Genomic DNA, 25,702 nt, shown 5'->3' with positions numbered 1-25,702 from the left:
AGGTGGAGTGTTAAGGAATCCGCATTATCATCCTGCCGCTGATTTCTTTGGAACGCGCGCGGGGAGTGGTTGCGGAAAATGAGTCGTTCGATTTGCGGTATCGCCTGCGGTCTGGCCGTCGTCCTGGCCGCTTGCGCCTCCTCGCCCCTGGCCACCGCGCAGGACGGGCAGGAGTCCTTTGCGTCCTGCAAGGCCCGCCTCGCCGAGCGCGCGGTCAATGACGGCGTGCCGCAAGCCGTGGTCAGCCGTGCCTTCACCGGCCTGCTGCCCGACGAGGCGGTGTTGCAGATGGACCGCCGCCAGCCGGAATTCGTCCAGACCTTCTGGCAATATCTCGACCGCCGCGTCACGCCCCAACGCATCGAGAAGGGCCGCCAGCTCCTGGCCCAGCATCGTCCGCTGCTCGACCGCGTCGCCGCGGAGCATGGCGTGCAGCCGGAAATCCTGGTGTCCTTCTGGGCGCATGAAAGCGCCTTCGGCGAGCATACCGGCGACAAGCAGGTGGTCCGTTCGCTGGTGACGCTGGCCTGCGACGACCGCCGCCCCGAATTCTTCGCCCGTGAAACCGTCCATGCCCTGCATATCCTGGCCGAAGGGGCGATCCCGGCGGAACGCATGGCCGGGTCCTGGGCCGGGGCGATGGGGCAGACCCAGTTCATGCCCTCGACCTTCCGTCAATGGGCGGTGGACGGCGACGGCGACGGGCGCCGCGACCTGTGGGGCAGCCTGCCCGACGTCTTCATGTCCTCGGGCAATTACCTGCGCAATATCGGCTGGCGGGCCGGACAGCCCTGGGGACAGGAAGTCATCCTGCCGCCGGACTTCGACCTGTCCCAGGCGTCGCTGAACAACCGCCGTTCCCCGGCGGAATGGGAGGCATTGGGCATTCGTCCCGCCGCGGGCGGGGCCCTGGCCGACGAGCCCTGGGCGGCGATCATCCTGCCCCAGGGCGTCCACGGCCCGGCCTTCGCCCTCTATCCTAATTTCGACGTGATCCTGAAGTGGAACCGCTCGGTCAATTATGCCGTGGCGGTGGGCGTTCTGGCCGATCGTCTGGCCGGTGGCGGTCCGCTGGTGGCGGTACCGCCGCCGGGATCGGAACCCCTGCGGGTCGAGGACGTGGTGGAAATCCAGTCCCGCCTCAACGAATTGGGCTTCGAGGCGGGACCGGCGGACGGCATGCCGGGGCTGATGACCCAGGGGGCCATCCGCGCCTGGCAGGCCAGCATCGGGCTTCCGGCGGACGGTTATCCCGACCGCTCGGTGCTTGAACGCCTGCGTCAGTCCTCGCCCAAGGACTTGGACGCCAATTCGTAGACGTCCCGCGACAGGCCCGGCTTGGCCAGGATGCGCCGCAATTGCTCGCGCATCAGGTGCTGCCGGGCCTGGTCGAAGCGGCGCCAGCGGCCCAGCGGCGCCACCAGCCTCGCCGCGACCTGGGGATTCAGCCCGTCCAGGTCGATGATGCGGTCGGCCAGGAAGGCATAGCCCGAGCCGTCCGGGGCGTGGAAGCAGACCGGATTGCCGTTGGCGAAGGAGCCGATCAGGGCGCGCACCTTGTTGGGGTTGCGTATCGAGAAGGCGGGATGGTTCATCAGCCCGCGCACCGTGTCCAGCGTATCGGGCAAGGGCGCCATGGCCTGAAGCCCCAGCCATTTATCAATGACCAGCGGATTGTCGCTGAAGCGGACATAGAAGTCGTCCAGCGCCTGGTCGCGGGCGGTGGTCGCCGAATCGTTGAGCGCCCAGAGTGCCGCCATGCGGTCGGTCATGTTGTCGGCGCCGTTATATTGCGACACCACCAGATCGAGCATGGCCGGATCGCTGAGCAGGGCGAGATAGGACAGGGCGGCATTCTTCAGCGCGCGCCGCCCGGCCGAGGCGGCATCGGGGGAATAAGGCTCGTTCGACTGGTTGGCGTGATAGACCTCCAGCAGGCGTCCCTTCAGGCGCTGGGCGATGGAACGCCGCAGGGCCTCGCGCGCCTGATGGATGGCGTCGATGTCGATCACCTCCATCTGCTCGGCCAGGAAATCCTCGCTCGGCAGATGCATCATCTGGGCGACGAAGGCCTTGTCCAATCCGGCATCGTCCAGGCTTTGCAGCAGGGCATCGGCGAAAGCCGGGTCCGGCGGGGCGAATTCGCCATTGCGCAAGGATGCGACCGTACCCAGCAGCAGCTTGACGGCATATTGCTGTCCGGCCTCCCAGCGGGCGAAGGGATCGGTGTCATTGCCCATCAGGAAACGCAATTCCTCGTCCGACCGCTCGACGCGCAGGGTCACCGGCGCCGAGAAATGGCGGTTGAGCGAGGGAATGGGCGCCTCGGGCAGATCGACGAAGCGGAAGTTGCGGTTCCTGGCGTTCAGGCGCAGGACACGCGTTCCGGCCTGCGCCTCGCTTTCGCCCTCCAGCCTGGTGGCCATGTCGCGGCCTTGGGAATCCAGCAGGCCGATGGAGAGGGGAATGTCCAGTTCCGCCGGGAAGCGCTGCTCCAGCGTCAGTTCCAGGGCCTTCGCCGCCTCGTCCCAATGGCGTTTGACGATCACTTCCGGCGTGCCCGCCTCGGTGTACCAGCGGAAGAATTGCGACAGGTCCACGCCATTGGCATCGGCCATGGCGGCGACGAAATCCTCGCAGGTCACGGCCTGTCCGTCATGGCGCTGGAAATACAGGTCCATGCCCTTGCGGAAGCCCTCGCGTCCCAGGATGGTCTGCAGCATGCCGATCACCTGGCCGCCCTTCTCGTAGACGGTGGCGGTATAGAAGTTGTTGATCTCGATATAGGAATCCGGCCGCACCGGGTGCTTCAGCGGCCCCGCATCCTCGACGAACTGGCGGGCGCGCAGGTTGCGGACGGTCTGGATGCGCTTGACAGGGCGCGAGCGCTGGTCGGACGAGAATTCCTCGTCGCGGAAGACAGTCAGGCCTTCCTTCAGCGAAAGCTGGAACCAGTCGCGGCAGGTGACGCGGTTGCCGGTCCAGTTGTGGAAGTATTCGTGGGCGACGATGCCTTCGATCAGTTCGTAATCCTGGTCGGTGGCGGTCTGCGGGTCGGCCAGGATGTACTTGTCGTTGAAGACGTTCAGGCTCTTGTTTTCCATCGCGCCCATGTTGAAGTCGGACACGGCGACGATGTTGAAGACGTCCAGGTCGTATTCCAGGCCGAAGCGTTCCTCGTCCCAGCGCATGGCGCGCTTCAGGCTGTCCATGGCATAGCCGCAGCGGTCTTCGTTGCCGTGCTCGACCCAGATGCGCAGCGCGACCTCGCGGCCCGAGGCGGTGACGAAGCGGTCTTCCACCAGCGCCAGGTCGCCGGCCACCAGGGCGAACAGATAGGACGGCTTGGGGAAGGGGTCGTGCCAGACGGCGAAATGCCGGCCGTCCTCCAATTCTCCCTGTTCGACCAGATTGCCGTTGGACAGCAGTACCGGCAGGCTGCGCGAGGCGCGGATGGTGACGGTATAGACGGCCATCACGTCGGGGCGGTCGGGGAAGAAGGTGATGCGGCGGAAGCCTTCGGCCTCGCATTGGGTGCAGAAGGTGCCGTTGGAGACGTAAAGCCCCGACAGCTTGGTATTGCTGCGGGGCGAGATTTCCGTCTCCACCTCCAGGGTGAAGCTGGCGGGCGGATGCGGAATCACCAGCCTGCAGCCATGCTGGACGGAATATTCGTCCTCGGCCAGCTTGCGTCCATCCAGGGAGATGGCAACCAGCTTCAGTTCGTCGCCGTCCAGGACCAGCGGCGCGTCGCCCTCGGTGCGGCGCACCAGGCGCAAGGCCGATTTGACCCGGGTGGCGTCGGGCACCAGGTCGAAGGTCAGGTCAACGGTCTCAACATCGTAATCGGGCCGACGGTAATCCTGGAGTCGGATGGCCCTGGGCTGTTCGGTCATCTGCCATTCCCCTTGTAGATGCCCCATATGTTGCCGCGCGGCAGGCCCGCGTCAACTGGCGATCTGCCGCAGCAGGACGTCTTCCCTGCCTACTGCGCGGCCAACTTCTCTCGTTCCAGCCGATGCAGGGTGACATCCTCGCCCAGGCGCGACGCGGCAAGGTCCGCGAGATGGGGATGGTGGGTGAAGAACAGCACCTGCACCCGCTTCGACAGGTCGCGCAGAACCCCCAAGGCCGCCAGGGCGCGTTCGTCGTCGAAGGTGATCAGCAGGTCGTCGGCGACGAAGGGCAGGGGTTCGGCGGCTTCGGCATAGCGTTCGATGGCGGCCAAGCGCAGCGCCAGGAAAAGCTGGTCGCGGCTGCCTTCGCTCATGCCTTCCACCGGGACTTGGCCACCGCTGGGGCGCTTGCCGGTCAGGACGGGCTGGTCGCGTTCGTCGTAATCCACCGACAATCCCGCGAAGCTGTCGCCGGTCAGGCGCCGGAAGATGTCTCCGGCGCGGGCCAGAAGCGGCCCCTGCTGTTCCTGGCGATAGCTTTCGATGGCCCGGCGCAGCAGGTAGGAGGCGGCGGTCAGGCGGCCATAGCGGCGGGCGACGTCGCGCATTTCGGCCACGGCTTCCTGAAGCTGCTGGGCGGCATCGGCGGCCCGGCAATTGGCGCGCATCTCTTCTTCCTGGTGGCGCAGGGTGGTCAAGGCACCCGCGGCCTCGGCGCGATCCTCCGACGCCTGCTGGACGGCGGCGGCGAGATCGCGGATTTCAGCCGCCAGGGCGTCGGGGTCTGCCTCGGCGGCTTCGGCGCGCAGGTCTTCCAGGCTGTGGCCGTCCCCGGATTGCAGGATCTGGCGGATCAGGGCCTCGCGCCGTTCCTCCAGAAGGCGGCGCTTCTCGGCGGTTTCGATGGCGGCGGGAAGCTCTTCGAGCGCAGCACAGCCGGCGGCGCGGCACAGCCCGTCCAGTTCGGCCCGGGCCTCGGCGAATTGCGCCTGCGCCTTGCGGATTTCCTCCTGCACCTCCTGCCGACGGGTCGCCAAGCCCTGGCGGCGGCGGGTATCGGCTTTGGCCTTTTGCAGGCGGTCGAAGGCCTCGGCGCAGGCCGTGGCGGCGTCTCCGCCGAATTCCGGCAGCAAGTCGGCGACATCCCGGCAGAAGCGGGCGTGATTGTCGCCGATGGCCCCGATGCGGTGATCCAGGTCGGCGATCTGGCCCAGCAGGCGGTCGATTTCCTCGGTCAGCCCCAGGGCTTCTTCCACGGCGGCGGGTTCGGCATCCGGACGTTGGCCCAGGGTGGAGATACGTTCCTGCCAGCGGTTGCGCCAATCCTGCAAAGCCTGGAGGCAGGCTTGATCGCGGCGGCGCGCTTCGTCCAGGGCAAGGCGGCGCTCGTCCAGCTTTTCCCTGGCCTGACGGCGGCGGTTCTCGGAGTCCGTCAGCTTGCGCAGCAGGCTTTCCGCCCGGGCCACCAGCACTGCCAGGCTTTCGTTTTCCGCCGCCGGGGAGGAACCGGCGGCGGCCAGGGCCGCGCCGAGCTGGGCGATGGATTCGGCGATCTCGGCGCGCAGGGCGCGGCTTTCGGCATCGGCGGCCTTCAGCGTCTCGCGGCGGCGCAGGATGTCGGCGCGGCGGGCCAGCCAGTTGGTCATCTCGCGCGGACTCCGCACCGGCAGGCCGCTTTCCGCCCAGGCGGCAGACCAGCTTGCCGAGAGGTCTTTGGCAGCTTCCTCCAGCTTCCGGGCGGCCTTGTCGGCTTCGGCCAGGGCTTGGGCGGCCGTGGCGTGGCGTTGCTGGGCGGCCTCGAAACGGGCCACGCGCCCGGCATCGGCGAAGCGGCGGTCGGCCAGCCGGTCGGCCTCGTGCAGCAGGGTCTCGTAGGCGTCGCCTTCTGCCGCGATGAAGGGGCCGCCTTCGGCGATGCGGCTTCGCAGGGCGGCCCAGGCTGCATCGCGGCGTTTACGGGCGGTTTCCAGGGCGTCGGCGGTGGGTAGATCACCCGCCGCCGTCATCCGTGCCAGTTCCGCTTCGGCTTCCTCCAGATGCGTCCGGCAGCGTATCCGCTCGTCCTCGGCGCGGCTGCGGCGCTGTGCCATCTCGGCCAGTTCGGTTTCGAAGCGTTCGATGGTGGACTCGTCTGGCAGGGACAGGCGCGCCAGGGCTTCGGCATCGCCCTGCCAGTGGGGCAAAGCGGCGAGGGCGGTGTCCAGGGCGTCCTGGGCCTGTTCGGCGCGCAAGGCGGCGTCGCGCAGGCGGCTTTCCAGCGGGCCGCGTCCCTTGACGACGTCCAGCACGGCGGCCAGCGGCGCCGGGTCGGGCAGGGCGGGCTCGGCGGCCAGGGCCGCTTCCGCCTCGGCCATGTGCCGTTCGGCCTCGGCCAGGCGATGCCCGGCGGCTTCCGCCTTGCCGCGCAGCGCGGCTTCCTCGGCAATCAGCGCGCGGATGGCCGCCGCATCGGCACGGCTGGGCACCAACTCGGCGGCGCGTTCGGGCGGCAGGGAACTGCCCAGGCGGCGCAGCATCAGGGTCAGTTCGTTCCGGGCGCGGGCCAGGGCGTCGCGGCGCTTGGGCAGGTCGTCCAACTGGTCGCGTACGGCGGCGCCGCGTTCGAACAGGGCGTGGATCATCTCGCCCCGCGCCAGAAGTTCGGCGGCGGGGTCCAGCTTGGTCATTTCCTCGGTCAGGCGCGCCAGTTCCTCTTCCGCCCGGCCCAGGGATTGTCCGGCCAGGTCGGCGCGGCGCTGGGCGTCCAGGCGGCGGTCGCGGGCGTCAATGGGCAGACCCGGCATGGCGGCGAGGCCGGACAGGTCCCGTTCCGCCTGGGCCAGTTCTCCGAGAAGGGGCAGCACCCGGCGCAGGCGTTCGGCGCGGGCACGGCGGGGCTCCAGTTCCGCCAGCCTTTGGCGGGCGGCTTCGGCGCGGGCCTCGGCCTCGGCCAGCCGGTCCTGCATATCCTGCCAAGCTTGGGGCCTCAAGGCGGCCTCGCCGAGGCTGCGGCGGGCCTCGTTATAGGAATCGAGGGCGCGGTAGAACAGGCGGTTCGCCGCCTTGCGCGGGGCGAAGAGGTCGGCGGCTTCGCCGTCCAGGCGGCGTTGCAACCCGGTCAGGCCCAGCATGCCGCCGCCGGCCTCGAACAGGCTGCGGCCGAGATCGCCCTTGGCCTCCAGGATATCGGCGCCGCCCCGGCGCAGGCGGGCGTGGTCCAGGCCGAACATGGTCTCGAAGAAGGTCCGGTCCACCGGCCCCAGGAAAGGTGCCAGGGCCTGGTCGTCCAGGACCTCTCCCTCCGGGGACAGCAGGGTCTTCTGGTTGCCCTTGCGGCGGCGGAAGTCCAGGCGCGTGCCGTCGGCGGCGACGATCTCGGCGCCCAGGCGCAATTGCTTGTACTCATGCAGGAAGGCATAGGGGCTTTGCGCCCCGAAGCCGAAGAACAGGTCGGACAGGGAAGCCAGCAGCGTGGACTTTCCAGCCTCGTTGGGGCCGCAGAGCACATGCATCGAAGAACGCCGGAAATCCAGTTCCTTTTCCGTGAAATGGCCGAAGCGTTCGAGCCAAAGCCGTTCGATCCTCATTCCCCGGCCTCCTCTTCGGCCAGCCGCGCCAGCAGCAGGTCGGCCCCTTCGCGCAGTAGGACGGCCATGTCGTCGTCGCCTTCCTCGCGGGCTTCCTTGGGCATGCGGCTCCACAGATCGGCCAGTTCGGCACTCAGCGCCGCCATGTCCTCGGGGCCGACGGTGCCGACCGAGCGGGCCAAGGCGCCGATGGAATCGCCGCGCTGAAGCAGTTTGTCGGTCTCGACGGGCGGGCGGGTCTCGATCAGGATCTTCTCGATCCACGCTCCTTCCGCGCCGATTCCCATGGCGCTGGCACGCAATTCGGCGGCCAGCTGGTCGCCGCGCCGGGTCAGGGCGGCATGGGCGGGGCTGCGTCCCGTGAAGCGCAGGCGGGCGGCCAGCAGGCGTCCCCCCGCTTCGGCGGCGGCATCCTCCAGGGCGGAGAGGGCCGTCTCCACCACCTCGTCAAGCCCGGCGCAGGCCGAGGCATCGATCTCGACCTGCGCCCAGCGCACCACGTCCAGGTCCCGATGTTCCAGCGCCGTCACCGCGCCGTCCTCGACGGTGACGAGGGTGCAGCCCTTGGGACCCGTCTCACGGGCATGGCGGCCCTGGGTATTGCCGGGGAAGACGATATAGGGGGTCTCGTTCAGCACCTCGCGCCGGTGGACATGGCCCAGCGCCCAGTATTCATAGCCCTTGGCCGCCAGTTCGGCGGCGGTGCAGGGGGCATAGGGGGCATGGCCGGCTCGGCCGTCGCAGGCGGTATGCAGCAGGCCGATATTGAACATCCCCTTGACCGGGGCGGGATAGGTGGCGGCCAGATTGTCGCTGACGTCGCGGCTGGCGAAGCTGCGGCCATGGATGGCGACGCGCAATCCGTCCAGGATTTTCGTCTCGGCCCGGCGGGTGGAAAAGACGGTCACATTGCCGGGCAGGGGCAGGCGCTTGGTCATTGCGCTTTCGGCGTCGTGATTGCCCTGGACCACGAAGACCGGAATGCCCTGCCTGTCCAGCCGCGTCATCTGGGCGCAGAAGAACAGGCCGGTATTGAAGTCGCGCCAGTCGCCGTCATAGAGGTCGCCGGCGATCACCACGAAGGAGGCGGCCTCTTCGATCGCCAGGTCGACCAGATTGACCAGGGCCTGGCGGGTGGCGCCGCGCAGCCGCTCCAACGGGGCGCCGTCATAGGCGGCCAGCCCGGCCATGGGACTGTCGAGATGGATATCGGCGGCGTGGACGAATTTCACCGGTGACTCCCTGCCCATAATCCAGCCCATGCTGTAGAGCATTAGCTCTCTCGGAGCAAGGGGACCAGCCTTTTGGTCGGATACCACCTCTGCCGATGCGCAGGCACAATAGTGCCGATGATAGTCTCTTCTCCTGAACACCTAGAACCAGGATGGTGCTGATGCCCGGAGAACGCTATCCGGAACGGCCAGAACTGGCACGGACCGTCGAGGAAATCAGGGCTTTGGTGGCAAGCGCCGTAGCCGCAAGCCAGCCGCCTCATGTCCGCGCCTATGGTGATATGGCGGCTGTCCTGCGTTGCTGGATCGTCGTGGCCCGCGGACAGCGCGCCTTGTACCAGGAATGGTTGCGATTCGGCCATGACGGCATGCAATCGGGCTTCAGCCGCGCCGGGGCCATCCTGTCCTGTTCCTCTCCGCAGATGCTGCTGCTGACCCAGGCCAGCCTGCTGCGCCAGGATACCGTGCGGCTGCTGGGCGGTTCCCTCCGCCTGGGACGCCTGGGCAACCGTATCCTCGAGGACGCCCTGCGCGAGACGATGAATTAAACGAAAGAGTGGCGAGCAAGGACACGCCTTTGTTGTTGAACCCTGAAAGGGGTTGCAACAAGGGAGGGTGATTCATGCTCGGAGCAGGGGCGATTTTCGCTATGACCTCGGGATTTCTGCTCCTGTCGCAGGGTACGCCGGAATGGTTGCCGGAGTTGGAGGAACAGATCTTCCGGGACCACGATTGCGCCGTGGTCCAACTGACCAACGTGCGCCGGGGCCAGCATCACGGGTTGGAGGTTCTGGTCGGGGAAGTGGAATGCGAGGATGGGCGGAGTTTCGATATCTTCCGCCGGGGCGATGACGACTTCCGCATCGCCCGCAGCCCCGAGAAGCCGGCGGGAAGGTCCCGGTCTCAGCGGGAATAGGTGCAGATCAGGTCCGTGGCCGCCAGGCAATGTTCCTCGGCCAGCTTTTCCAGGTCGCGGCAGGAGATGGGTTCGCGGACCGGCAGGCTTTCCACCTTCAGCGCATAAAGTCGGAAACGGTAATGATGCTCGCCGCCGCCCTTCGGCGGGCAGGGACCGCCATAGCCCTTGGCTTCGAAATCGTTGATCGCCTGGTGGGAGGCGCCGCGTTCGGTGCGCAGGAACTGCTCGCGCAGGCCCGTCGCATCGCCGGGAATGTCGAACACCCCCCAATGGTAGAAAGGTCCGTTCGGTGCATCGGGGTCGACGCAGATGATGGCGAAGCTGCGGGTGCCGGGCGGCGGGTCGATGAATTCCAGGGGAGGGGAAATATCGGCACCGTCGCAACTATACTGCTCCGGCATGCGTTCATTCGCCTTGAGCGCCGGGCTGGATAGCGCGAATGGCATGGCAGACCTCCTGTCGATGCGCATGAGTGGCCGCTTCTAGAACGCGCAGCCCCGCAGGGCTGTTCCTGACGCAAAGGTTTAAATCCTTTGCCGAGGACGCCACGGCAGGCTTAATCCAGGTTGATCCGGCCGCGGCCGCGTTTGGTTTCGCCCCGCTTGCTTTTCTCGTCCATGCGCCGCCGCTTGGCCGACAGCGAGGGACGGGTAGCGCGGCGCGGCGGGTCCTTGTGCAGGGCCTGGCGGATCAGTTCCACCAGCCGCTCGACCGCATCCTTGCGGTTCATGTCCTGCGAGCGGAAACGCTGGGCGTCGATGACCAGCACGCCGTCCTGGGTCAGCCGCCGCCCCGCCAGCTGCGCCAGGCGGTCTTTCACGTCGTCGGGCAGGCTGGGCGAGCGGGCCAAGTCGAAGCGCAGTTCCACGGCGGTCGATACCTTGTTGACGTTCTGCCCGCCCGGGCCCGAGGCCCGGACGAAACGGAAGTCCAGTTCCGACTCGTCCAGTGCTATTCTGCGTGTGATGGGGATCATCCATAAAAGCTAAGCCCTTGTTCCTTTTGGGACAAGGCGCTTGATCGGGTGGCTTTCTTTTCCGGTCAGGCGGATAGGTCGGGAAACCCGCGCTGCGTGTAGGCGTTATTCGGCCAGTGGCTTGGTGGTGATACCGGGCGGGGCTATGATGCTTTCCCGGGCCACAAGAAACGAAAGGGAGGATTGGATGAACAGATATTTTCTTCCCGTCCCTCGAGGCGCGTAATGGCTGAAGTCTTGGAAAAAGGCCATTTCGAGGTGGATGGCAAGAAGCTGGAATACCGCATGATCGGTCCGGCGCCCGCCTTGGCGCCGACTTTGGTCTTTCTGCACGAAGGGCTGGGCTGTGCGGCGATGTGGCGGGATTTTCCCGACCGCCTGTCCCGTGCCACGGGATGCGGCGCCCTGGTCTACAGCCGCGCCGGTTACGGCAATTCCGATCCGGCGGACTTGCCCCGGCCGAAGACCTATCACGACGACGAAGCCTTGCGGGTGCTGCCCCAGGTGCTGAAGCATGCGGGGGTCAAGCGGGCGGTGCTGATCGGGCACAGCGACGGGGCGACCATCGCCCTGATCCATGCCGCCGCGGCTCCGGGTGATTGCCAGGTGGTCGGGGTCGTCGCCGAGGCGCCCCATGTCTTCAACGAGGAAATCTGCCTTTCGGCGATCCGCCGCGCGGTACGGGACTGGCAGGATGGGGACCTGCGCCAGAAGCTGGAACGCTGGCACGGCGCGAATGCGGAATGCGCCTTCCACGGCTGGAGCGATACTTGGCAGCGGCCGGAATTCTGGACCTGGAACGTCGAGCATTACCTGCCCGACATCACCTGTCCCGTCTTCGTCATCCAGGGCGAGGAGGATTTCTACGGCAGCGACCGTCAGGTGGAGGCCATCGCGCGCCAGGTCTCGGGCCCCTGCGAAACACTGATCCTGCCCTATTGCGGCCATACCCCCCATCATGAACATGCGGGTCCGATCCTGGAGACCATGGCCCGCTTCGTCCGCGCTATTCTCTAGTTTTCCCAATAACTTATTTGCGAAGGCCGCCGGTTCCGCCGGCGGCCTTTGCCGTGCCTGCATTATGACCATGGGTAGAAGAGTCGCCCCATTGGGGGTGCCGTGTTTGACGGCAAAAAACTAAAAATTGCTTAGAAATTGGGCAGTGCGGGGAGAGGGAGGGGAGGGGGCGTCCCGTGCCGACAGCCGCGGAAATCCTCGCCTTCATCCAGTTGGCACGGTTCTTGAGAAGGTATCAGCGGGTCGGCCGCGATCCGCCTCTCGGGCTCTAGGCGGCTGATGGACATGAAGCAAGGGAACAAGGCGATGAAGCTCGTCATGGCGATCATCAAGCCGTTCAAACTGGACGACGTCCGCGAAGCCCTGGTGCCGCTTGGAGTACATGGTCTGACCATCTCCGAGGTCAAGGGTTTCGGACGTCAAAAGGGGCAGACGGAAATCTACCGAGGCGCGGAATACCAGGTCAATTTCCTGCCTAAGATCAAGATCGAAGTCGCGGTCAGCGACGATCTCGAAGAACGGGTGGTGGAAACGATCCACAACGCCGCCCAGACCGGCAAGATCGGCGATGGCAAGATCTTTGTCTTCGACATCTCCAAGGCGGTGCGTATCCGCACCGGTGAACAAGACGTGGACGCGCTCTAAGGGGGTATCGGCAATGACGAATACCAAGCAACTTCTCAAGCTGACCGGCCTCGCCGCTCTGATGGGCGTGGCCTTCACCACTCCGGCCCGGGCCGAGGTGTCGCCTGAAACGGCCTATGTCTTCAACACCTTCGCCTTCCTGTTCAGCGGCGTCCTGGTCTTCTGGATGGCTGCCGGTTTCGCCATGCTCGAAGCGGGCCTGGTGCGGACCAAGAACACCACCATGCAGTGCACCAAGAACATCGCTTTGTTCTCGATCGCCTGCATGATGTACTACCTCGTCGGCTACAACTTGATGTATGACGGCGTCGATGGCGGCTTCATCGGCAGCTTCAGCCTGTGGGGCGCCGACGACAACGCCGCTCTGACCGGCGATTTCAGCGGCGAATACGCCGCCGGTTCCGACTGGTTCTTCCAGGTGGTCTTCGTCGCCACGGCGGCCTCGATCGTTTCGGGCACCCTGGCCGAGCGCATCAAGCTGATGCCCTTCCTGGCCTTCGTCGTCATCCTGACCGCCCTCATCTACCCGATCCAGGGTGCCTGGACCTGGGGTGCGGGCTGGCTGGACGAGATGGGCTTCTCGGATTACGCCGGTTCGACCATCGTGCACTCGGTCGGTGGCTGGGCCGCCCTGGTCGGTGCCATCATCCTGGGCGCTCGCAAGGGCAAATACACCGCCGATGGCCGCGTGATGCCGATCCCCGGCTCGAACCTGCCGCTGGCCACGCTGGGCACCTTCGTCCTGTGGATGGGCTGGTTCGGTTTCAACGGCGGTTCGGTGCTGGCCCTGGGTTCGGCTGACGCCGCCATCGAGATGTCGAACGTCTACGTCAACACCCTGCTGGCCGCCGCCGGTGGCGTGCTCGCCGCCCTGGTGCTGACCCAGCTGATCTACAAGAAGGTCGACCTGACCATGCTGCTGAACGGCGCGCTGGCCGGCCTGGTGTCGATCACCGCCGAACCCGCCACGCCGGTTCCCGGTGCGGCCCTGCTGATCGGCGCCGTGGGCGGTGTCATCGTGGTCATCACCGTGCCGCTGCTCGACCGCCTGAAGATCGACGACGTGGTCGGCGCCATCCCGGTGCATCTGTTCTGCGGCATCTGGGGTACCCTGGCCGTGCCGCTGACCAATGGGGATGCCAGCTTCGTCACCCAGATCATCGGGATCGTCGCCATCGGCCTCTTCGTCAGCATCTTCTCGGCGATCGCCTGGATTGCTCTGAAGGCCTCGGTCGGCCTGCGGGTCGGCGAGGAAGAGGAACTTGTCGGCCTGGACAAGGCCGAACTAGGGATGGAAGCCTATCCCGAGTTCAGCGGTCCGAAGGTGGCCTAAGCCTCCTGCACCGCAGCCAAGAAGAACCCCGGACGGTCCGCCGTCCGGGGTTTTTTCTTTGGGCCGGAAGCTGAAAGGGTCAGGCGGCGTCGCGGCTCAGGCGCTGGGCGCGTTTGTCGGCATCCAGGCGGCGGCTCAATTCGCGCTTGGTGCGTTTCAGGGCGTCGGAGAAGATCTGGTTCTTCATCTTGGTGCCGGAATTGTCGCTGGCGGGCCGGGCGCCGCGCGGATCGGCCTTGCCGCGCATCTCGCGGCGCTGCTGGCGGGCGATATCGCGGGCCTTGTCGCGGAATTCGCGCAGGCGGCGGACCATTCCCGCCAGGTCGTCCTGGGACAATTGGCTAAGGGTGGGGTAGTGGGTCTGGTTGACCACCTCGAACTCGGCATCGGTCAGCAGGCGCTTTTCCGTGCGGATCGTCTGACTCATACACTCTTCCTCCCAGTGTCAGGTTAAGGCTGCGCCCGGCGGAACAACACGATCAGGTTGTTGGCCGGCATGGAAATGGTGTCGGCCTGGATCAGGCCGTGGGCGGCGGCTTCCCGCGCGACCTCCTCCAGGTCGCGCACGCCCCAGGCCGGATCCTGGCTGCGCAGGCTTTCATCGAAGCGTTCGTTGCTTTCCGCGGTATGGCGCCCGCCCTGGCGGAAGGGGCCGTATAGGATCAGCAGGCCGTCGGGCGGCAGCACCTTGCTGGCGCCTTTCAGCAGCGCCACGCAGGCTTCCCAGGGAGCGATATGGATCATGTTGGCGCAGAAGATGGCGTCGGCGCGCGACACCGGCCACATCTCGGCGCGCACGTCCAGGCTTTCCGGATCGAGAAGATTGGGGGCTCCGGCTTCGGCGGCCCAGGCCTTGATGCTGGCGATATTGGCCGCCTCGATATCCGTCGGCTGCCATGTGATGTCGGGCAGGGCCGGGGCGAAGAAGGCCGCATGCTCGCCGGTGCCGCTGGCGATTTCCAGCACCAGCCCTTTGCGGGGCAGGATCTTGCGCAGCACTTCCAGGATGGGCTCGCGGTTGCGCGATGTGGCCGGGGCGTGGCGTTTCAAATCGGTCATGTTCAAGGCCTCGATCTTCGCTGGCCCTCACAAGGATGGGGAGACATGCCGCTTGGGACAAGGCTTCCCCACTTGGCGAGCGGGGGTTGAAGTTGTTTCACCTTCGGCGCCACATCACCTCCGGTCAAGGAGGAGGGTATGACAGCAACAAGACGTGTGGGGGTGATCCTGGGGGTGGCCTTGCTGACCATGGCGGCCAGCCCGGCGGACGGGGACAGCTTTCTGGCGGGCTATGTCGCGGCGGTGCTGGAACGGGAATTCGGCCTTCCGGATCAGGCCGTCATCGTGCGCGACGGCGTCGTCTTCCTGGAGGAAGAGGCGGCGACGGAGCCCGTGATCCGCGCCGTGGAGGGCCTGCGGGGCGTGCGCGCCGTCGAGATCGCCGTGCAGCCCGATCCGCCCATGCCGGAATTGCTGCCCGATCCGCCTGGGGAAGGCGCTGTCCGGGAAGCCGTCCTGCTGCCCGGCGGGCGCCTGTTCGAGCCGCTGATCGCCGATCCGCGCTGGCCCCGCTTCAGCGCTTCCTACCAGTATACCGACGACGGCTATCTGCGCCATGCCGGGGTGGCGTCGCTGGGCCATGATTTCTGGTTCTATGAAGCGCCCGGCCTGGGCGGGCGCTGGGCGATCGGCCTGGAAGGCGCCGTCTTCTCCATCTTCGCCCTGGATACGGAATCGCACGACCTCGTCAATGCGGACTACCATGTCGCCATTCCGCTGGCCTGGCGCCAGGGACGCCATTCGGCCTTGCTGCGGCTGTTCCACCAAAGCTCGCATCTCGGCGACGAATATATGATGCGGGGCGAGATGCTGCCCTGGGATCTGGCCTGGGAGGGCGTCGATTTCCGCTGGTCCTGGGACGTGACCGACACTTACCGCCTGTATGGCGGCGGTGGCTATCTGTTCCGCGTCAATCCCGATCACATCGATCCCGGACTGCTTCAGGCTGGGGCGGAATGGCGGGGAGACGGCCTGTACAGCGTGATGGGCCGGGACTTCCGTCCCGTCGCCGCCCTGGACGTCAAGGCGGCCGAGATGCGCGGCTGGCGCCCCGGCCTGTCCTTGCGGACGGGGCTTCAAGTGGAAGGCGAAGGGTTGTCCCTGTTGCAGTTCCTGCTGGAAGCCTATTCCGGGCCGAATCAGCATGGTCAGTTCTATACCGAGGACATCCATTACCTGGGTCTGGGCATCCACGCCTCTTTCTGATCTTGCCGAACTCTTTTCCACCGCTATGAATCCGGTGCGGCCTTGCCAAGGAAGACGGGGCGCATTACCAACTTTGCTGCTTGATCGGTAAGGGCTATCCTTCATCCATGCTTTCCTCTTCTTCCCGGTCCGGGGCATCCCGCCTCGGTTCTTTGGCCATTCTTGCGATCTCCGCGGCCTTGCTGCTGATGCCGGTTCCGGCGGGAATCGAACCCCGCGCCATGCATGCGGCGGCCCTGGTGATCTTCGCCATCGGCTTCTGGGCGACCGGCGCCTTGCCCGAGCATCTGACGGCGCTGGCCTTCTTCGCGATCGCCATGCTGCTGGAGATCGCGCCGCCGGACACGGTCTTCGCCGGTTTCGCCGCGACCGCGTTCTGGCTGGTGCTGGGCGGTCTGGTGATCGGCGTGGCGGTGAAGCGGACCGGCCTGGGCGAGCGGCTGGCGCGGCTGCTGGTCGGAAGGGCCAGCGGGTCCTATTTCCGCACGATCGCCGGGCTGGCCCTGGTCGGCATCGCCCTGGCCTTCGTCATGCCCTCCAGCCTTGGCCGCGCCGTGCTGATGATCCCCATCGCTCTGGCCCTGGCCGATCACCTGGGGTTCGCGCCCGGTTCGCGCGGGCGCACCGGCATGGCGATGGTCACCGGCCTGATCAGTTTCGTGCCGGGCATCGGCGTTCTGCCGGCGGCGGTGCCCAACATGGTGCTGATCGGCACGCTGGAAGCCACCTATGGCATGACGCTGAATTACGGGGAATATCTGCTCTGGCATTTCCCCATCCTGGGGCTGCTGAAATCCTTCTTCGTCGTGGTCCTGATCGCCTGGATGTTCCGTGACGAGCCCAAGGGGCAGGTGCCCGAGATGGAGAAGGCCAAGCCCCTGTCGCGGGACGAGCGCGTGCTGGCCCTGCTGCTGATGGTGGCGCTGGGGCTGTGGGCGACGGATATGTGGCATGGCGTCTCGCCCGCCTGGGTGGCGCTGGGCGTGGCCGTGGTCAGCATGCTGCCCGGCGTGAACCTTGTGCCGGCGGCGGCCTTCGGCGAGAAGATCAATTTCTCCTCGGTCTTCTACGTGGCGGCAATCCTGGGGATCGGTGCCGTGGTCGCAGACACCGGATTGGGGGAAGTCGTCGGGCAGAAGCTGTTGGCCGTGCTGCCCCTGGAGCCCGGTGCGGACGGCATCAACTTCGCCTCGCTGGTCGCCTTGGGCAGCTTCGTCGGCATGGTGACGGCGCTGCCCGGCGTCCCGGCGGTGCTGACCCCGATGTCGGATGCCCTGGCGCAGGCCAGCGGCTGGCCCTTGACCACGATCATCATGGTCCAGGTGGTGGGCTATTCCACCGTCTTCCTGCCTTATCAGGTGCCGCCGCTGGTGGTGGCGATGCAGATGGGCGGGGTCAGGCTGAATGACGGCGTAAGGGCGACGCTGGCGCTCGGCGTGCTTTCGGTTATCCTCATCGTGCCGCTGAATTATCTGTGGTGGCGTTTCCTGGGATTCATCGGGTGATTTCATGCCTATCGAGACATGGCTGCTGTTCCTGACCACCGTTTTCTTCCTGTCCATGACGCCCGGTCCCAACATGATGCTGGCGATGACCCACGGCATGATCCACGGGCCCGCGCGCACCCTGGCGACGGGGCTGGGCGAGGCTGCGGCCCTGCTGGTGCTGATGGCCGTTTCGGCGACGGGACTGGGCGCGGTGCTGGCGGCCTCGGAAACGGCCTTCCAGGTGGTGAAATGGGCGGGGGTGGCCTATCTGCTGTGGCTGGGGGTCAAGACATGGCGCAGCGACGAGGGTGAGATCCGTCCCGAAGCCATGCCGGTCGAGCGCCGGGCAGGGTTGGGGCGCTTGTTCCTTCAGGGCTTCCTGGTCAGCTTCGGCAATCCCAAGGCGATCATGTTCTTCGCCGCGCTGTTCCCGCAATTCCTGCGCACCGACCAGCCCTTGGCGCCGCAACTGGCCGTCATGGCCGCGACCTTCGCCGCCAGCGAGGTCTTTTGGGTGATGACCTATGCCGGCGGTGCCCACCGCATCGCCCCCTGGCTGCGCCGGGCCGGGCATCAGCGCCTGGTCAACCGGCTGAGTGGGGGCGTTCTTCTGGGCGCGGCGGCCCTGCTGGCGGCGACCCGGCGTTGACCACCCCGCCCAGCAGCCGCGCCACCTCCGCGTCCCTGCGGCTGTTGCCTTCGCGCACGATGACATAGAGCTTGTCCGCCTCGATCAGCTCGGCGGAGGGCGGATTGACCTTGACGCTGCCGTCCGTGGCGCAGCGATAGGCCAAAGGCACGCCGATATCGGCCTTGACCAGCCGTGTCACCACCTCGGTCCAGGGCAGGCCGCCGAAGCGCACGTCGTAGCGCCAGCATTCGTCGCGCCGGCTGGTGAACAGGTCCTCGATGATGGCTTCCGCCCCCGGCGCGACCAGGGCGCGCACGATCATCTCGGGATAGCCGCGCAGGGGCCTGACGATGATGTCGGCTCCGGCGCGGCGCAGGCGGGGGCGGTTCGTGTCCTCCACGCATTCCGCCAGGATGCGCCCTTCGGTGCCCAATTCCTGCAGCCGGTCCAGGATGTCGAAGGTCCGTCCGTCCGAGGCCTTGTCCTGGTCGTCGACGGCCAGGACGACCACCACGGCGGCTTCGGCGGCATCTGCCGCGACCAGGACGTCGGGGTCGATGGCATTGCCGTGGTAATGGACGACGCCCAGGTCGCGCAATTTTTCGGGCAGGCCGTTGGGAAAAAGGCTGGACACCACCTGCACCGGCTTGTCGCGGAAGCGCCTCGTGTTGCGGAACTCGCAGACCAGGCGGATCATGTATTGCTCCGGATTCTGGACCGGCGCGTTAAGGATCAGGATGTGATCGGCCATGTTCCACCTCCAGCTTCCCAGGATCATGCGCTGGCGCCGATAGGCGCGGTAATCGAAATAGATCGAGGCGGCCTGGAACAGGACGAAAATGCCGCCGAGATAGATCATCAAGGCCGTGGCGATGCGCCCGAGCGCTGTCTCAGCGCTGTAATCGCCATAGCCGACCGTGGTGACGGTGGTCAGGGTCAGCCACAGCGCATCGCCGATCGGCAATCCTTCGGTCCAGGCGATGGCGAGGCTGTGCAGAATGATGACGCTGGTCAGATAGCCGGTGAAGCGGATCAGCGTCGGGCCGGGCGAGCGGGTGCGGACGAATTCGCGATAGTCGCGTCCTCTCAGGCGCCTGAGAAATCGGCTGCGCATTTTCCCTGCTTGAAATTCCTCTATCCGGAAAACGGGCTGAAAAGACAGCGCTCCGACCCTAGCTAGATGGGAAAGCGGAGGAGGAATCCCATGGATATTAAAGATTTGAAGTGCATCACTTGCGAGGAGGACCGCCAGCGTGCGCTGGCGGAGGTCGAGCGCCTGCGTGAAGCCGACCCCGACAGTCCCGAAGGCGAAGTGCGGGATACGTTGCTGCAGATGGTCGCGGCCTATGAAGCCAAGGGCAAGCCTTCTCCCGGAAGCTGATCGAGAGGCGGGGAAATTATCCCCGCCTTTTTCTTTCACCGTCACCGGCCATGCGGGGGAGGGATCTGCCTTATTAGGTTTTTATTCCGGTTATTTTTTATTTCAGAAAGAGCGGTGCTGAGAAAGAGGAAGTATGTGTTTTTTACTTTGAAAACATTTTTTTGTATGCCGTGCGTCGTGTCATGAATCAAATAGAATATCCCGATAAGGCATAATGAATTTATGCCCATGGGAAAGGGATATGTGATTGCTGTTTTTCAAAGCAGATTCGTCGTACCGACACATTGTCTGTTGTGCCTTCGCATGGCATCTGACTATCATTGTCCTCTTCGTTTTATGTCTGATTGATGATTGGCCGGTTCCGATGCCGGCAGGGAAAGGAAGAGGACTTATGACCTTGGGGAAGAGCTTGAAGTCCTTCGTGGGTGCGGTGGCGATGGCCGGTGCGGCCCTGGCGGCCACGGGGCAGGCCTCGGCCGAAACCACTCTGGAGCGCATCCAGCGCGAAGGCGTGGCGCGGATCGGTTTTGCCAATGAAGTGCCTTATGGCTACCAGACGCCGCAGGGGGAGATCACCGGCGAGGCGCCGGAAGTGGCCAAGGCGGTCCTGGCACGGCTGGGCGTCGAGCGGGTCGAGGGCGTGGTGGCCGAATTCGGCGCGCTGATACCGGGCCTTGCCGCCGGACGCTTCGACCTGATCGCCGCCGGCATGTATGTGACGCCCGCCCGCTGCGAGCAGGTCGCCTTCTCCGAGCCGAGCTATGCGATCGGCGAGGCCATGGCCGTGGCGGAGGGCAATCCCAAGAATATCCATTCCTTCGAGGATTTCGTGAACAACGAGTCCCTGCGCCTGGGCGTGATGGCCGGCGCGGTGGAAGCCGATTACGCCCGTGCCCTGGGCGTGCCCGACAGCCGCCTGGTGGTCTTCCCGGACGGCCCCTCGGCGGTGGCGGCCGTGCGCACCGGCCGCGTCGATGCCTATGCCGGAACGGCCCTGACCATCCAGGATCTGGTGAGCAAGACCCCGCGGGGCATCGAGCGCGCCGAGCCCTTCGAGGACCCGGTGATCGACGGTGAATCGGTGCGCGGCTATGGCGCCTTCGCCTTCCGCCCTGGGGACACCGACTTCCTGGAAGCCTTCAATCGGGAATTGCTGGCCTTCCGGGGCAGTGAGGAACATCTGGCGCTGGTCGAGCCTTTCGGCTTCACCGCCGCGGAAATGCCGGACCGGACCACGGCTGAATTGTGCGCACAATAATAACGACGCACCTTTCGCATTATGCTTGATGTCTTCGACCTGTTGCCGCTGCTCCTGACCGGGGCAGTGGTGACGGTGCAGATCACGGTCATGGGCGGGGCGCTGGCCCTGGTCATGGCCTTCGCCGCAGGGCTGGGACGGCTGTCCCGTTCCGCTCCCATCCGCTGGCTTTCCACCGTCTATGTGGAATTCTTCCGGGGCACCTCCGCCCTGATCCAGCTCTTCTGGCTGTTCTACGCCCTGCCGCTTCTCGGCGTCAGTCTCGATCCCATGGTGGCCGCCGTGATCGGGCTGGGGCTCAATATCGGCTCCTACGGCGCCGAGGTGGTGCGCGGCGCGGTCCTGGCCGTGCCCCGGGGGCAGTACGAAGCCGCCCGCGCCTTGGGCTTCAGCCGGGCCCAGATGCTGCGCCGCATCCTGGTGCCGCAGGCCATTCCGGCCATGGTGCCGCCTTTCGGCAATCTGTGGATCGAACTTCTGAAGGCCACCGCGCTGGTCTCGCTGATCACCCTGGGCGACCTGACCTTCCAGGCCCAGATGCTGCGCACCGCGACTCTGCAGACGCCGCTGATCTTCGGCACCGTCCTGTTCATCTATTTCGCCCTGGCAATGGTCATGGTCTTCATCATCCGCCGGATCGAGCGGCGCGTCGGACGCGGCCTGGATCGGGGAGGGATGCGCACATGATCTTCGATTGGGATTTCGCCTACAGCATCCTGCCCAACTTGGTTGATGCCGTCTGGGTGACCATCGCAGCGACCTTCTGGGGTTTTCTGCTGGCGCTCGGCCTGGGGCTCGTGCTGGCGCTGCTGCGCCGGTCGCGCTTCCGCCTGATTTCCTGGCCCGTCGGCTTCGTGATCGAGTTCGTGCGCTCGACGCCGCTGCTGGTGCAGATCTACTTCCTGTATTTCGTCCTGCCGGAATTCGGCTTGGTGATGAGCCCCTTCCTGACCGGCGTCATCGCGCTGGGCGTCCATTACGCGGCCTATACCTCCGAGGTCTACCGCGCCGGCATCGACGGTGTGCCCAAGGGCCAGTGGGAGGCCTGCGTCGCCCTCGACCTCAGCCCCTACCGCACCATGCGCTCGGTGATCGTGCCCCAGGCCATTCCCCCGGTGGTGCCCGCCCTGGGCAATTACCTGGTGGCGATGTTCAAGGACACGCCGATGCTGTCGGCCATCACCGTCCTGGAATTGCTGCAGACGGCCAAGATCATCGGTTCGCAGACCTTCCGCTATCTCGAACCGCTGACCATGGTGGGTGTCATCTTCCTGCTGCTCAGCCTGGTCGCCTCGATGATGGTGCGGCTGGTCGAGCGCCGCCTCGCCCCGGCCCAAAGCTCCCCGCTGTTGGATTACACGAAATGAGTCAGATCGACATGTCAGCGCCGCCCATGGTGCGTTTCCGCAACGTCTCGAAGGCCTTCGGCGATCTGGTGGTGCTCGACGACCTGAACCTGGATGTCCAACCCAACGAGAAGGTCGCCATCATCGGTCCCTCGGGATCGGGGAAGTCGACCCTGCTGCGGGTGCTGATGACGCTGGAGACCATCGATTCCGGCGTCATCGAAGTGGATGGCGAGCCCTTGTGGCATATGCGCCGGGGCGACAAGCTGGTTCCGGCCAGCCGGGGCCATCTGCGCGAGATGCGCAAGAAGATCGGCATGGTCTTCCAGCAGTTCAATCTGTTCCCGCATATGACGGTGCTGCGCAACGTCACCGAGGCGCCCATCCATGTGCTGGGCCTGTCCAAGGAGGAGGCCCGCGCCCGCGCCGTGGAATTGCTGGAGATGGTAGGCTTGGGCGACAAGCTGGACAGTTATCCCGCCAATCTGTCGGGCGGCCAGCAGCAGCGCGTGGGCATCGCCCGCGCCCTGGCCATGCGGCCCAAGGTGATGCTGTTCGACGAAGTGACCTCGGCCCTCGACCCGGAACTGGTGGGCGAGGTGCTGACGGTGATGCGCCGTCTGGCCGAGGAACACGACCTGACCATGCTGATGGTTACCCATGAAATGGGCTTCGCGCGCGAGATCGCCGATCGGGTCTGCTTCTTCGATTCCGGCCGCATCGCCGAGGAGGGGCCGCCCTCGGTGATTTTCAGCGACCCCAAGCAGGACCGCACGCGGGCCTTCCTGAGCGCGGTTCTGAACAGCCAGTGATTTCCCTCTCCGAAGAGAACTCGCCTTCCGGATGTTACCGCCCGCTTGCTTTTCCCGAAGCGCGGGCGGCGCACCGGCAGGGGTAGCAGCAATGCGCCTGGGAGTAAGCCCTTCGCTGCGTCGAAACCTTTCGTTCACGGCATAAATCTTAGGGCAGTGCGACGAGGGAGGCTTCTGACGATGACCTTGGCAAGGCCGTCCACGGCGGTCCTCTTCCTGACCCATTTCGTCGACGAGACGATCCTCGCGGAATATCGCAAACTGAAACGCGAAGCCCGCGAGGAGGGACAGAAACGGGACGTCTATCTAGTCTACAACACCACCGAACATTTCACCTCGCTTGAGGTTCCGTCCGATGTGGATGTCTTCCGCTTCGACGCGGCCGACATCCGGCGCTTGAACTACTCGCGCAAGGACATGTCCATCAGCTCGTACAACATCGATTTGTTCGTGCTGAATTTCTTCCTGGCGAACCAGCCCTACGACCATTACTGGGTGATCGAATACGACGTGCGTTTCTCGGGGCGCTGGTCCACCCTGTTCGATCATTTCGACAACGATCCGTCGGACCTGCTGGGAACCACGGTCTATCGCTATTCCTTCAATCCCTCCTGGGTCAATTGGTCGTCCCTGGTTTCCCCCGAGCCGGGGATATCGAAGGTCGACATGATCCGGGCCTTCCTGCCGGTCTACCGCATCTCCCATCAGGGGCTGCAGGCGGTCCATGCCGCCTATCGGGCCGGCTGGGCGGGTCATTGCGAATGCACCGTGCCGACGATCCTGAATGTCGCCGGGCTCAAGGTCGCCGATATCGGCGGCCAGGGGGAATTCGTGGCTCCGGAGAACCACAACCGATTCTATACGAACAACCCACTCTCGCGGGGGCATGAGCCGGGCTCACTGGTCTTCCGGCCCATCCTGACGGCGCCGGGTCCGGAACCGGACAAGCTGTGGCATCCGGTGAAGTCGCCCACCATACCGGGGATGGTCACGGGGCGGGGCAACCGCTTCGTCTACCGCGCCCGCAAATGGATGCGCGAATATCTTCCCGTCCTGACGAAGGGGGCTTGAGGAGGCTCCGCGGCCGGGATCTCGTGAACAAGGAAAAGGCAGGAACCTTTCGGCTCCTGCCTTTCCTTTTGCGCCGGGGAAGGGTTGCGTTCCTTCAGATCACCATCTTGCGGCAGTGGAACGCCTCGGCCAGGCCGCTGGGCGCATTGGCATGGATGCCGCGCAGGCGCAGCATGGCGTGGAAGGTGTCCTCGGTGAACCATTCCCGCTTGTGCTGGCTTTCGAAATGGCGCATCAGCGCATCCACCTTGTGCTTGGCCTTGTCGCGGTCGAGCGGGGCGAAGAGGTTGGGATTGCCCAGGTCGCCGTCATATTTCGCGATCTCGTATTCCAGCACCAGGTGATTGCGGAAGGTGTTCCAGGTCAGTTCCGACACCACGCGGTGGTCCTGGTGGTGGTCGCAGCGGTAATGGGTGAAGATCAGATCGGGTTCGAACTCCTTGCGGATGCGTTCGAACTCCTGCTTGATCTCGGCCCATTGATCCGGAAAGAAGGCGTTGCGGAAGCCCTTGACCTCGACCGTCTTGGTCGGCAGCGCATGCAGGAACTCGGCCGCGCTTTTGCGCGCTTCCTCCTCCCGCAGGGTGCCGGCGCCGCTGAAGACGATCCAGCGGATTTCGATTTCCGGCCTTTCCTCCACCAGGCGCAGGATGGTGCCGCCGCAGCCGATCTCGATGTCGTCGCAATGGGCGCCGAGGCACAGGACCCGCTTGGGTCCCGTGCCGTTACTGCCGAAATGCAGCCCCATCATGGGGACCTCGCTCAGGCCGTCGCCGCTTGGGGGGCCATGCCTTCGCGCATCGCCATTTCCTCGCGGTAGGAGGCGAGGGTGCGGGTCAGGCCTTCTTCCAGCGACACCTTGGGCGTCCAGGGCGTCATGGTGCGCAGCTTGGTCAGGTCCGGGCAACGGCGCTGCGGGTTGTCGACCAGATAGTCGCTATCGGGATTGACCCGGTATTCCACCGTCAGCGGCGGCTCGGCGGCGATGCGGGCCATCAGCTCAGCGGCGGCGCCGATGCTGATCTCCTGGTCGTTGCCGACATTGAAGGGTTCGCCATTGGCGTCCGACATCATGACGTGGAGGCAACCGGAGACGAAGTCCGAGACATAGCAGAAGGAGCGGGTGGCGCGGCCGTCGCTGTAAAGCACCAGCGGCCCGCCCTCGATCGCCGCCTTCATCATGTCGGGGACGATGCGGCCGTCATCGATGCGCTGGCCGGGGCCGTAGGTGTTGAAGGGGCGGATGATCTTGACCGGCACGCCGTAATGGCGGGCATAGGTGACGCAAAGCGTCTCGTTCAGGCGCTTGGATTCGTCGTAGCAGGCGCGCGGGCCGGTGCAGGAGACGTAGCCCCGGTAATGTTCGGGCGTGGGGATCCAGGCCGGATCCGGATCGCCGTAGATTTCGCTGGAGCTGAAGGACAGCATGGAGCGGGCGCCGCAATTGCGGGCCAGTTCCAGCATGTTGCGGGTGCCGCCGACATTGACGTCGATGGTTTCCAGCGGCTGCGCGCGATAGCGCCAGGGCGAGGCGATGCCGGCGCAATGGATGATGTAATCGGGGGCGGGGTCGTATTCCGCGGGCTTGGAGACGTCCACGGTGCGGAATTCGATATGGGGCGTCCCCTTCAGATGGGCGATGCGTTCGGGCAGGCCGACCAGGAAGTTGTCGGCGGCGACGATGCGGCAGGGATTGTCCGGATTGGCCTCGTTGAAGGCGGCCAGAACATCCAGGAAGAAGCTCCCCAGAAATCCGCCGGCGCCGGTGATCAGCACGTTCGAGCCGGCCAGAGGGGCGAGCGTTTCGGCAAGATCGGCGGCAACGCGGTGAGCGTCCTCGCGAATGATTCGGGTGATCATACTTACG

General features: G+C 65.5%; 25 protein-coding genes. 15 read left to right on the top strand and 10 right to left on the bottom strand.

The window, feature by feature from the left end; genetic code table 11:
* Positions 1-78: 78 nt before the first annotated feature.
* On the top strand, positions 79-1,317 hold the full coding sequence (locus EPD66_RS06725) for a lytic murein transglycosylase (protein WP_142847709.1): 1,239 nt from the start codon (positions 79-81) through the stop codon (positions 1,315-1,317).
* Here the strand turns inward: EPD66_RS06725 and pepN are convergent.
* The 3 genes from pepN to EPD66_RS06710 all read right to left on the bottom strand — a co-directional run bounded on the left by pepN (position 1,281) and on the right by EPD66_RS06710 (position 8,694).
* On the bottom strand, positions 1,281-3,896 hold the full coding sequence (pepN, locus tag EPD66_RS06720; RefSeq protein WP_142847708.1) for an aminopeptidase N: 2,616 nt from the start codon (positions 3,894-3,896) through the stop codon (positions 1,281-1,283). The genes EPD66_RS06725 and pepN overlap by 37 nt on opposite strands.
* An 89-nt stretch (positions 3,897-3,985) precedes the next feature.
* Positions 3,986-7,462: a YhaN family protein gene (locus EPD66_RS06715; RefSeq protein WP_142847707.1), complete on the bottom strand. Its 3,477-nt coding sequence runs from the start codon at positions 7,460-7,462 to the stop codon at positions 3,986-3,988.
* Entirely contained in the window at positions 7,459-8,694 is a 1,236-nt protein-coding gene (locus EPD66_RS06710) for a DNA repair exonuclease (protein WP_221930898.1), read from the bottom strand. Before EPD66_RS06710 ends, EPD66_RS06715 begins: the two co-directional genes overlap by 4 nt.
* Positions 8,695-8,855: 161 nt before the next feature.
* Between EPD66_RS06710 and EPD66_RS06705 the strand changes: the two genes are divergently transcribed.
* Together EPD66_RS06705 and EPD66_RS06700 are read left to right on the top strand one after the other, a co-directional pair.
* Positions 8,856-9,242, top strand: coding sequence for a hypothetical protein (locus tag EPD66_RS06705; RefSeq protein ID WP_142847706.1), 387 nt, complete (start codon positions 8,856-8,858; stop codon positions 9,240-9,242).
* Between the two features lie 101 nt (positions 9,243-9,343).
* Positions 9,344-9,610, top strand: coding sequence for a hypothetical protein (locus EPD66_RS06700; RefSeq protein WP_142847705.1), 267 nt, complete (start codon positions 9,344-9,346; stop codon positions 9,608-9,610).
* Here EPD66_RS06700 and EPD66_RS06695 read toward each other — a convergent pair.
* Entirely contained in the window at positions 9,598-10,059 is a 462-nt protein-coding gene (locus tag EPD66_RS06695; RefSeq protein WP_142847704.1) for a YbhB/YbcL family Raf kinase inhibitor-like protein, read from the bottom strand. The genes EPD66_RS06700 and EPD66_RS06695 overlap by 13 nt on opposite strands.
* Positions 10,060-10,169: 110 nt before the next feature.
* Positions 10,170-10,589 (bottom strand): alternative ribosome rescue aminoacyl-tRNA hydrolase ArfB, encoded by a 420-nt coding sequence (gene arfB, locus EPD66_RS06690; protein WP_142847703.1) that lies wholly within the window; start codon positions 10,587-10,589, stop codon positions 10,170-10,172.
* A 225-nt stretch (positions 10,590-10,814) separates the two neighbouring features.
* Between arfB and EPD66_RS06685 the strand changes: the two genes are divergently transcribed.
* From EPD66_RS06685 to amt, 3 genes are all read left to right on the top strand, one after another.
* Positions 10,815-11,606 (top strand): alpha/beta fold hydrolase, encoded by a 792-nt coding sequence (locus EPD66_RS06685; protein WP_142847702.1) that lies wholly within the window; start codon positions 10,815-10,817, stop codon positions 11,604-11,606.
* Between the two features lie 306 nt (positions 11,607-11,912).
* Positions 11,913-12,251 carry a P-II family nitrogen regulator gene (locus EPD66_RS06680; RefSeq protein WP_142847791.1) on the top strand — a complete coding sequence of 113 codons (339 nt, stop codon included), beginning with the start codon at positions 11,913-11,915 and terminating at the stop codon, positions 12,249-12,251.
* 13 nt (positions 12,252-12,264) lie between these two features.
* Positions 12,265-13,584 carry an ammonium transporter gene (gene amt / locus EPD66_RS06675; protein ID WP_142847701.1) on the top strand — a complete coding sequence of 440 codons (1,320 nt, stop codon included), beginning with the start codon at positions 12,265-12,267 and terminating at the stop codon, positions 13,582-13,584.
* A gap of 79 nt (positions 13,585-13,663) precedes the next feature.
* Here the strand turns inward: amt and EPD66_RS06670 are convergent, their stop codons facing one another.
* Entirely contained in the window at positions 13,664-14,011 is a 348-nt protein-coding gene (locus EPD66_RS06670) for a hypothetical protein (protein WP_142847700.1), read from the bottom strand.
* A gap of 23 nt (positions 14,012-14,034) precedes the next feature.
* Positions 14,035-14,643: a DUF938 domain-containing protein gene (locus EPD66_RS06665; RefSeq protein WP_185961289.1), complete on the bottom strand. Its 609-nt coding sequence runs from the start codon at positions 14,641-14,643 to the stop codon at positions 14,035-14,037.
* A gap of 138 nt (positions 14,644-14,781) precedes the next feature.
* Here EPD66_RS06665 and EPD66_RS06660 point away from each other — a divergent pair, with 138 nt between their 5' ends.
* The 3 genes from EPD66_RS06660 (at position 14,782) to EPD66_RS06650 (ending at position 17,985) form a co-directional block, all read left to right on the top strand.
* Positions 14,782-15,849 (top strand): DUF1207 domain-containing protein, encoded by a 1,068-nt coding sequence (locus EPD66_RS06660; protein ID WP_142847699.1) that lies wholly within the window; start codon positions 14,782-14,784, stop codon positions 15,847-15,849.
* Positions 15,850-16,001: 152 nt separating this feature from the next.
* Entirely contained in the window at positions 16,002-17,354 is a 1,353-nt protein-coding gene (locus tag EPD66_RS06655) for an SLC13 family permease (RefSeq protein ID WP_185961288.1), read from the top strand.
* Between the two features lie 4 nt (positions 17,355-17,358).
* Positions 17,359-17,985, top strand: a complete 627-nt coding sequence (locus EPD66_RS06650; protein ID WP_142847697.1) for a LysE family translocator — start codon at positions 17,359-17,361, stop codon at positions 17,983-17,985.
* Here EPD66_RS06650 and EPD66_RS06645 read toward each other — a convergent pair.
* Positions 17,921-19,081: an ion channel gene (locus tag EPD66_RS06645; protein ID WP_142847696.1), complete on the bottom strand. Its 1,161-nt coding sequence runs from the start codon at positions 19,079-19,081 to the stop codon at positions 17,921-17,923. The two genes, EPD66_RS06650 and EPD66_RS06645, sit on opposite strands and share 65 nt — an antisense overlap.
* Positions 19,082-19,171: 90 nt before the next feature.
* Between EPD66_RS06645 and EPD66_RS24005 the strand changes: the two genes are divergently transcribed.
* The 6 genes from EPD66_RS24005 to EPD66_RS06620 all read left to right on the top strand — a co-directional run bounded on the left by EPD66_RS24005 (position 19,172) and on the right by EPD66_RS06620 (position 23,835).
* On the top strand, positions 19,172-19,348 hold the full coding sequence (locus EPD66_RS24005) for a hypothetical protein (RefSeq protein ID WP_185961287.1): 177 nt from the start codon (positions 19,172-19,174) through the stop codon (positions 19,346-19,348).
* 391 nt (positions 19,349-19,739) lie between these two features.
* Entirely contained in the window at positions 19,740-20,606 is an 867-nt protein-coding gene (gene ehuB, locus EPD66_RS06640) for an ectoine/hydroxyectoine ABC transporter substrate-binding protein EhuB (RefSeq protein ID WP_142847695.1), read from the top strand.
* Between the two features lie 21 nt (positions 20,607-20,627).
* On the top strand, positions 20,628-21,293 hold the full coding sequence (gene ehuC / locus EPD66_RS06635; protein WP_142847694.1) for an ectoine/hydroxyectoine ABC transporter permease subunit EhuC: 666 nt from the start codon (positions 20,628-20,630) through the stop codon (positions 21,291-21,293).
* The gene (gene ehuD, locus EPD66_RS06630; RefSeq protein ID WP_142847693.1) at positions 21,290-21,973 is read left to right on the top strand and encodes an ectoine/hydroxyectoine ABC transporter permease subunit EhuD; all 684 of its coding nucleotides are present in this window, start codon (positions 21,290-21,292) and stop codon (positions 21,971-21,973) included. Before ehuC ends, ehuD begins: the two co-directional genes overlap by 4 nt.
* Complete coding sequence (gene ehuA, locus EPD66_RS06625; protein ID WP_304650056.1) at positions 21,970-22,764, top strand: ectoine/hydroxyectoine ABC transporter ATP-binding protein EhuA; 795 nt, start codon at positions 21,970-21,972, stop codon at positions 22,762-22,764. The genes ehuD and ehuA overlap by 4 nt, the downstream gene beginning before the upstream one ends.
* 180 nt (positions 22,765-22,944) lie before the next feature.
* Entirely contained in the window at positions 22,945-23,835 is an 891-nt protein-coding gene (locus EPD66_RS06620) for a hypothetical protein (protein WP_142847692.1), read from the top strand.
* Between the two features lie 94 nt (positions 23,836-23,929).
* On the opposite strand, the gene EPD66_RS06615 is transcribed toward EPD66_RS06620, so the two are convergent.
* Both EPD66_RS06615 and EPD66_RS06610 read right to left on the bottom strand, forming a co-directional pair.
* The gene (locus EPD66_RS06615) at positions 23,930-24,586 is read right to left on the bottom strand and encodes a PIG-L deacetylase family protein (RefSeq protein ID WP_221930897.1); all 657 of its coding nucleotides are present in this window, start codon (positions 24,584-24,586) and stop codon (positions 23,930-23,932) included.
* Positions 24,587-24,597: 11 nt separating this feature from the next.
* The gene (locus tag EPD66_RS06610) at positions 24,598-25,695 is read right to left on the bottom strand and encodes an NAD-dependent epimerase/dehydratase family protein (RefSeq protein ID WP_142847691.1); all 1,098 of its coding nucleotides are present in this window, start codon (positions 25,693-25,695) and stop codon (positions 24,598-24,600) included.
* Positions 25,696-25,702: the final 7 nt, after the last annotated feature.

The sequence above is a fragment of the Telmatospirillum sp. J64-1 genome (assembly GCF_006980715.1).
In the GTDB taxonomy this organism is placed as follows: domain Bacteria; phylum Pseudomonadota; class Alphaproteobacteria; order Rhodospirillales; family Magnetospirillaceae; genus Oleiliquidispirillum; species Oleiliquidispirillum nitrogeniifigens.
This window is presented reverse-complemented; position numbering and strand designations above follow the sequence as displayed.

Excerpts from the sequence above, each read along its gene's own strand:
- EPD66_RS06645 (WP_142847696.1), bottom strand. The coding sequence starts at position 19,081 with ATGCGCAGCCGATTTCTCAGGCGCCTGAGAGGACGCGACTATCGCGAA.
- EPD66_RS06615 (WP_221930897.1), bottom strand. The coding sequence starts at position 24,586 with ATGATGGGGCTGCATTTCGGCAGTAACGGCACGGGACCCAAGCGGGTC.
- EPD66_RS06610 (WP_142847691.1), bottom strand. The coding sequence starts at position 25,695 with ATGATCACCCGAATCATTCGCGAGGACGCTCACCGCGTTGCCGCCGAT.
- EPD66_RS06665 (WP_185961289.1), bottom strand. The coding sequence starts at position 14,643 with ATGACCGATTTGAAACGCCACGCCCCGGCCACATCGCGCAACCGCGAG.
- EPD66_RS06695 (WP_142847704.1), bottom strand. The coding sequence starts at position 10,059 with ATGCCATTCGCGCTATCCAGCCCGGCGCTCAAGGCGAATGAACGCATG.
- amt (WP_142847701.1), top strand. The coding sequence starts at position 12,265 with ATGACGAATACCAAGCAACTTCTCAAGCTGACCGGCCTCGCCGCTCTG.
- ehuD (WP_142847693.1), top strand. The coding sequence starts at position 21,290 with ATGATCTTCGATTGGGATTTCGCCTACAGCATCCTGCCCAACTTGGTT.
- EPD66_RS06685 (WP_142847702.1), top strand. The coding sequence starts at position 10,815 with ATGGCTGAAGTCTTGGAAAAAGGCCATTTCGAGGTGGATGGCAAGAAG.
- EPD66_RS06715 (WP_142847707.1), bottom strand. The coding sequence starts at position 7,462 with ATGAGGATCGAACGGCTTTGGCTCGAACGCTTCGGCCATTTCACGGAA.
- EPD66_RS06725 (WP_142847709.1), top strand. The coding sequence starts at position 79 with ATGAGTCGTTCGATTTGCGGTATCGCCTGCGGTCTGGCCGTCGTCCTG.
- EPD66_RS06700 (WP_142847705.1), top strand. The coding sequence starts at position 9,344 with ATGACCTCGGGATTTCTGCTCCTGTCGCAGGGTACGCCGGAATGGTTG.
- pepN (WP_142847708.1), bottom strand. The coding sequence starts at position 3,896 with ATGACCGAACAGCCCAGGGCCATCCGACTCCAGGATTACCGTCGGCCC.
- EPD66_RS06660 (WP_142847699.1), top strand. The coding sequence starts at position 14,782 with ATGACAGCAACAAGACGTGTGGGGGTGATCCTGGGGGTGGCCTTGCTG.
- EPD66_RS06670 (WP_142847700.1), bottom strand. The coding sequence starts at position 14,011 with ATGAGTCAGACGATCCGCACGGAAAAGCGCCTGCTGACCGATGCCGAG.
- EPD66_RS06620 (WP_142847692.1), top strand. The coding sequence starts at position 22,945 with ATGACCTTGGCAAGGCCGTCCACGGCGGTCCTCTTCCTGACCCATTTC.
- EPD66_RS06650 (WP_142847697.1), top strand. The coding sequence starts at position 17,359 with ATGCCTATCGAGACATGGCTGCTGTTCCTGACCACCGTTTTCTTCCTG.
- ehuB (WP_142847695.1), top strand. The coding sequence starts at position 19,740 with ATGACCTTGGGGAAGAGCTTGAAGTCCTTCGTGGGTGCGGTGGCGATG.
- arfB (WP_142847703.1), bottom strand. The coding sequence starts at position 10,589 with ATGATCCCCATCACACGCAGAATAGCACTGGACGAGTCGGAACTGGAC.
- EPD66_RS06705 (WP_142847706.1), top strand. The coding sequence starts at position 8,856 with ATGCCCGGAGAACGCTATCCGGAACGGCCAGAACTGGCACGGACCGTC.
- EPD66_RS06680 (WP_142847791.1), top strand. The coding sequence starts at position 11,913 with ATGAAGCTCGTCATGGCGATCATCAAGCCGTTCAAACTGGACGACGTC.
- ehuC (WP_142847694.1), top strand. The coding sequence starts at position 20,628 with ATGCTTGATGTCTTCGACCTGTTGCCGCTGCTCCTGACCGGGGCAGTG.
- EPD66_RS24005 (WP_185961287.1), top strand. The coding sequence starts at position 19,172 with ATGGATATTAAAGATTTGAAGTGCATCACTTGCGAGGAGGACCGCCAG.
- ehuA (WP_304650056.1), top strand. The coding sequence starts at position 21,970 with ATGAGTCAGATCGACATGTCAGCGCCGCCCATGGTGCGTTTCCGCAAC.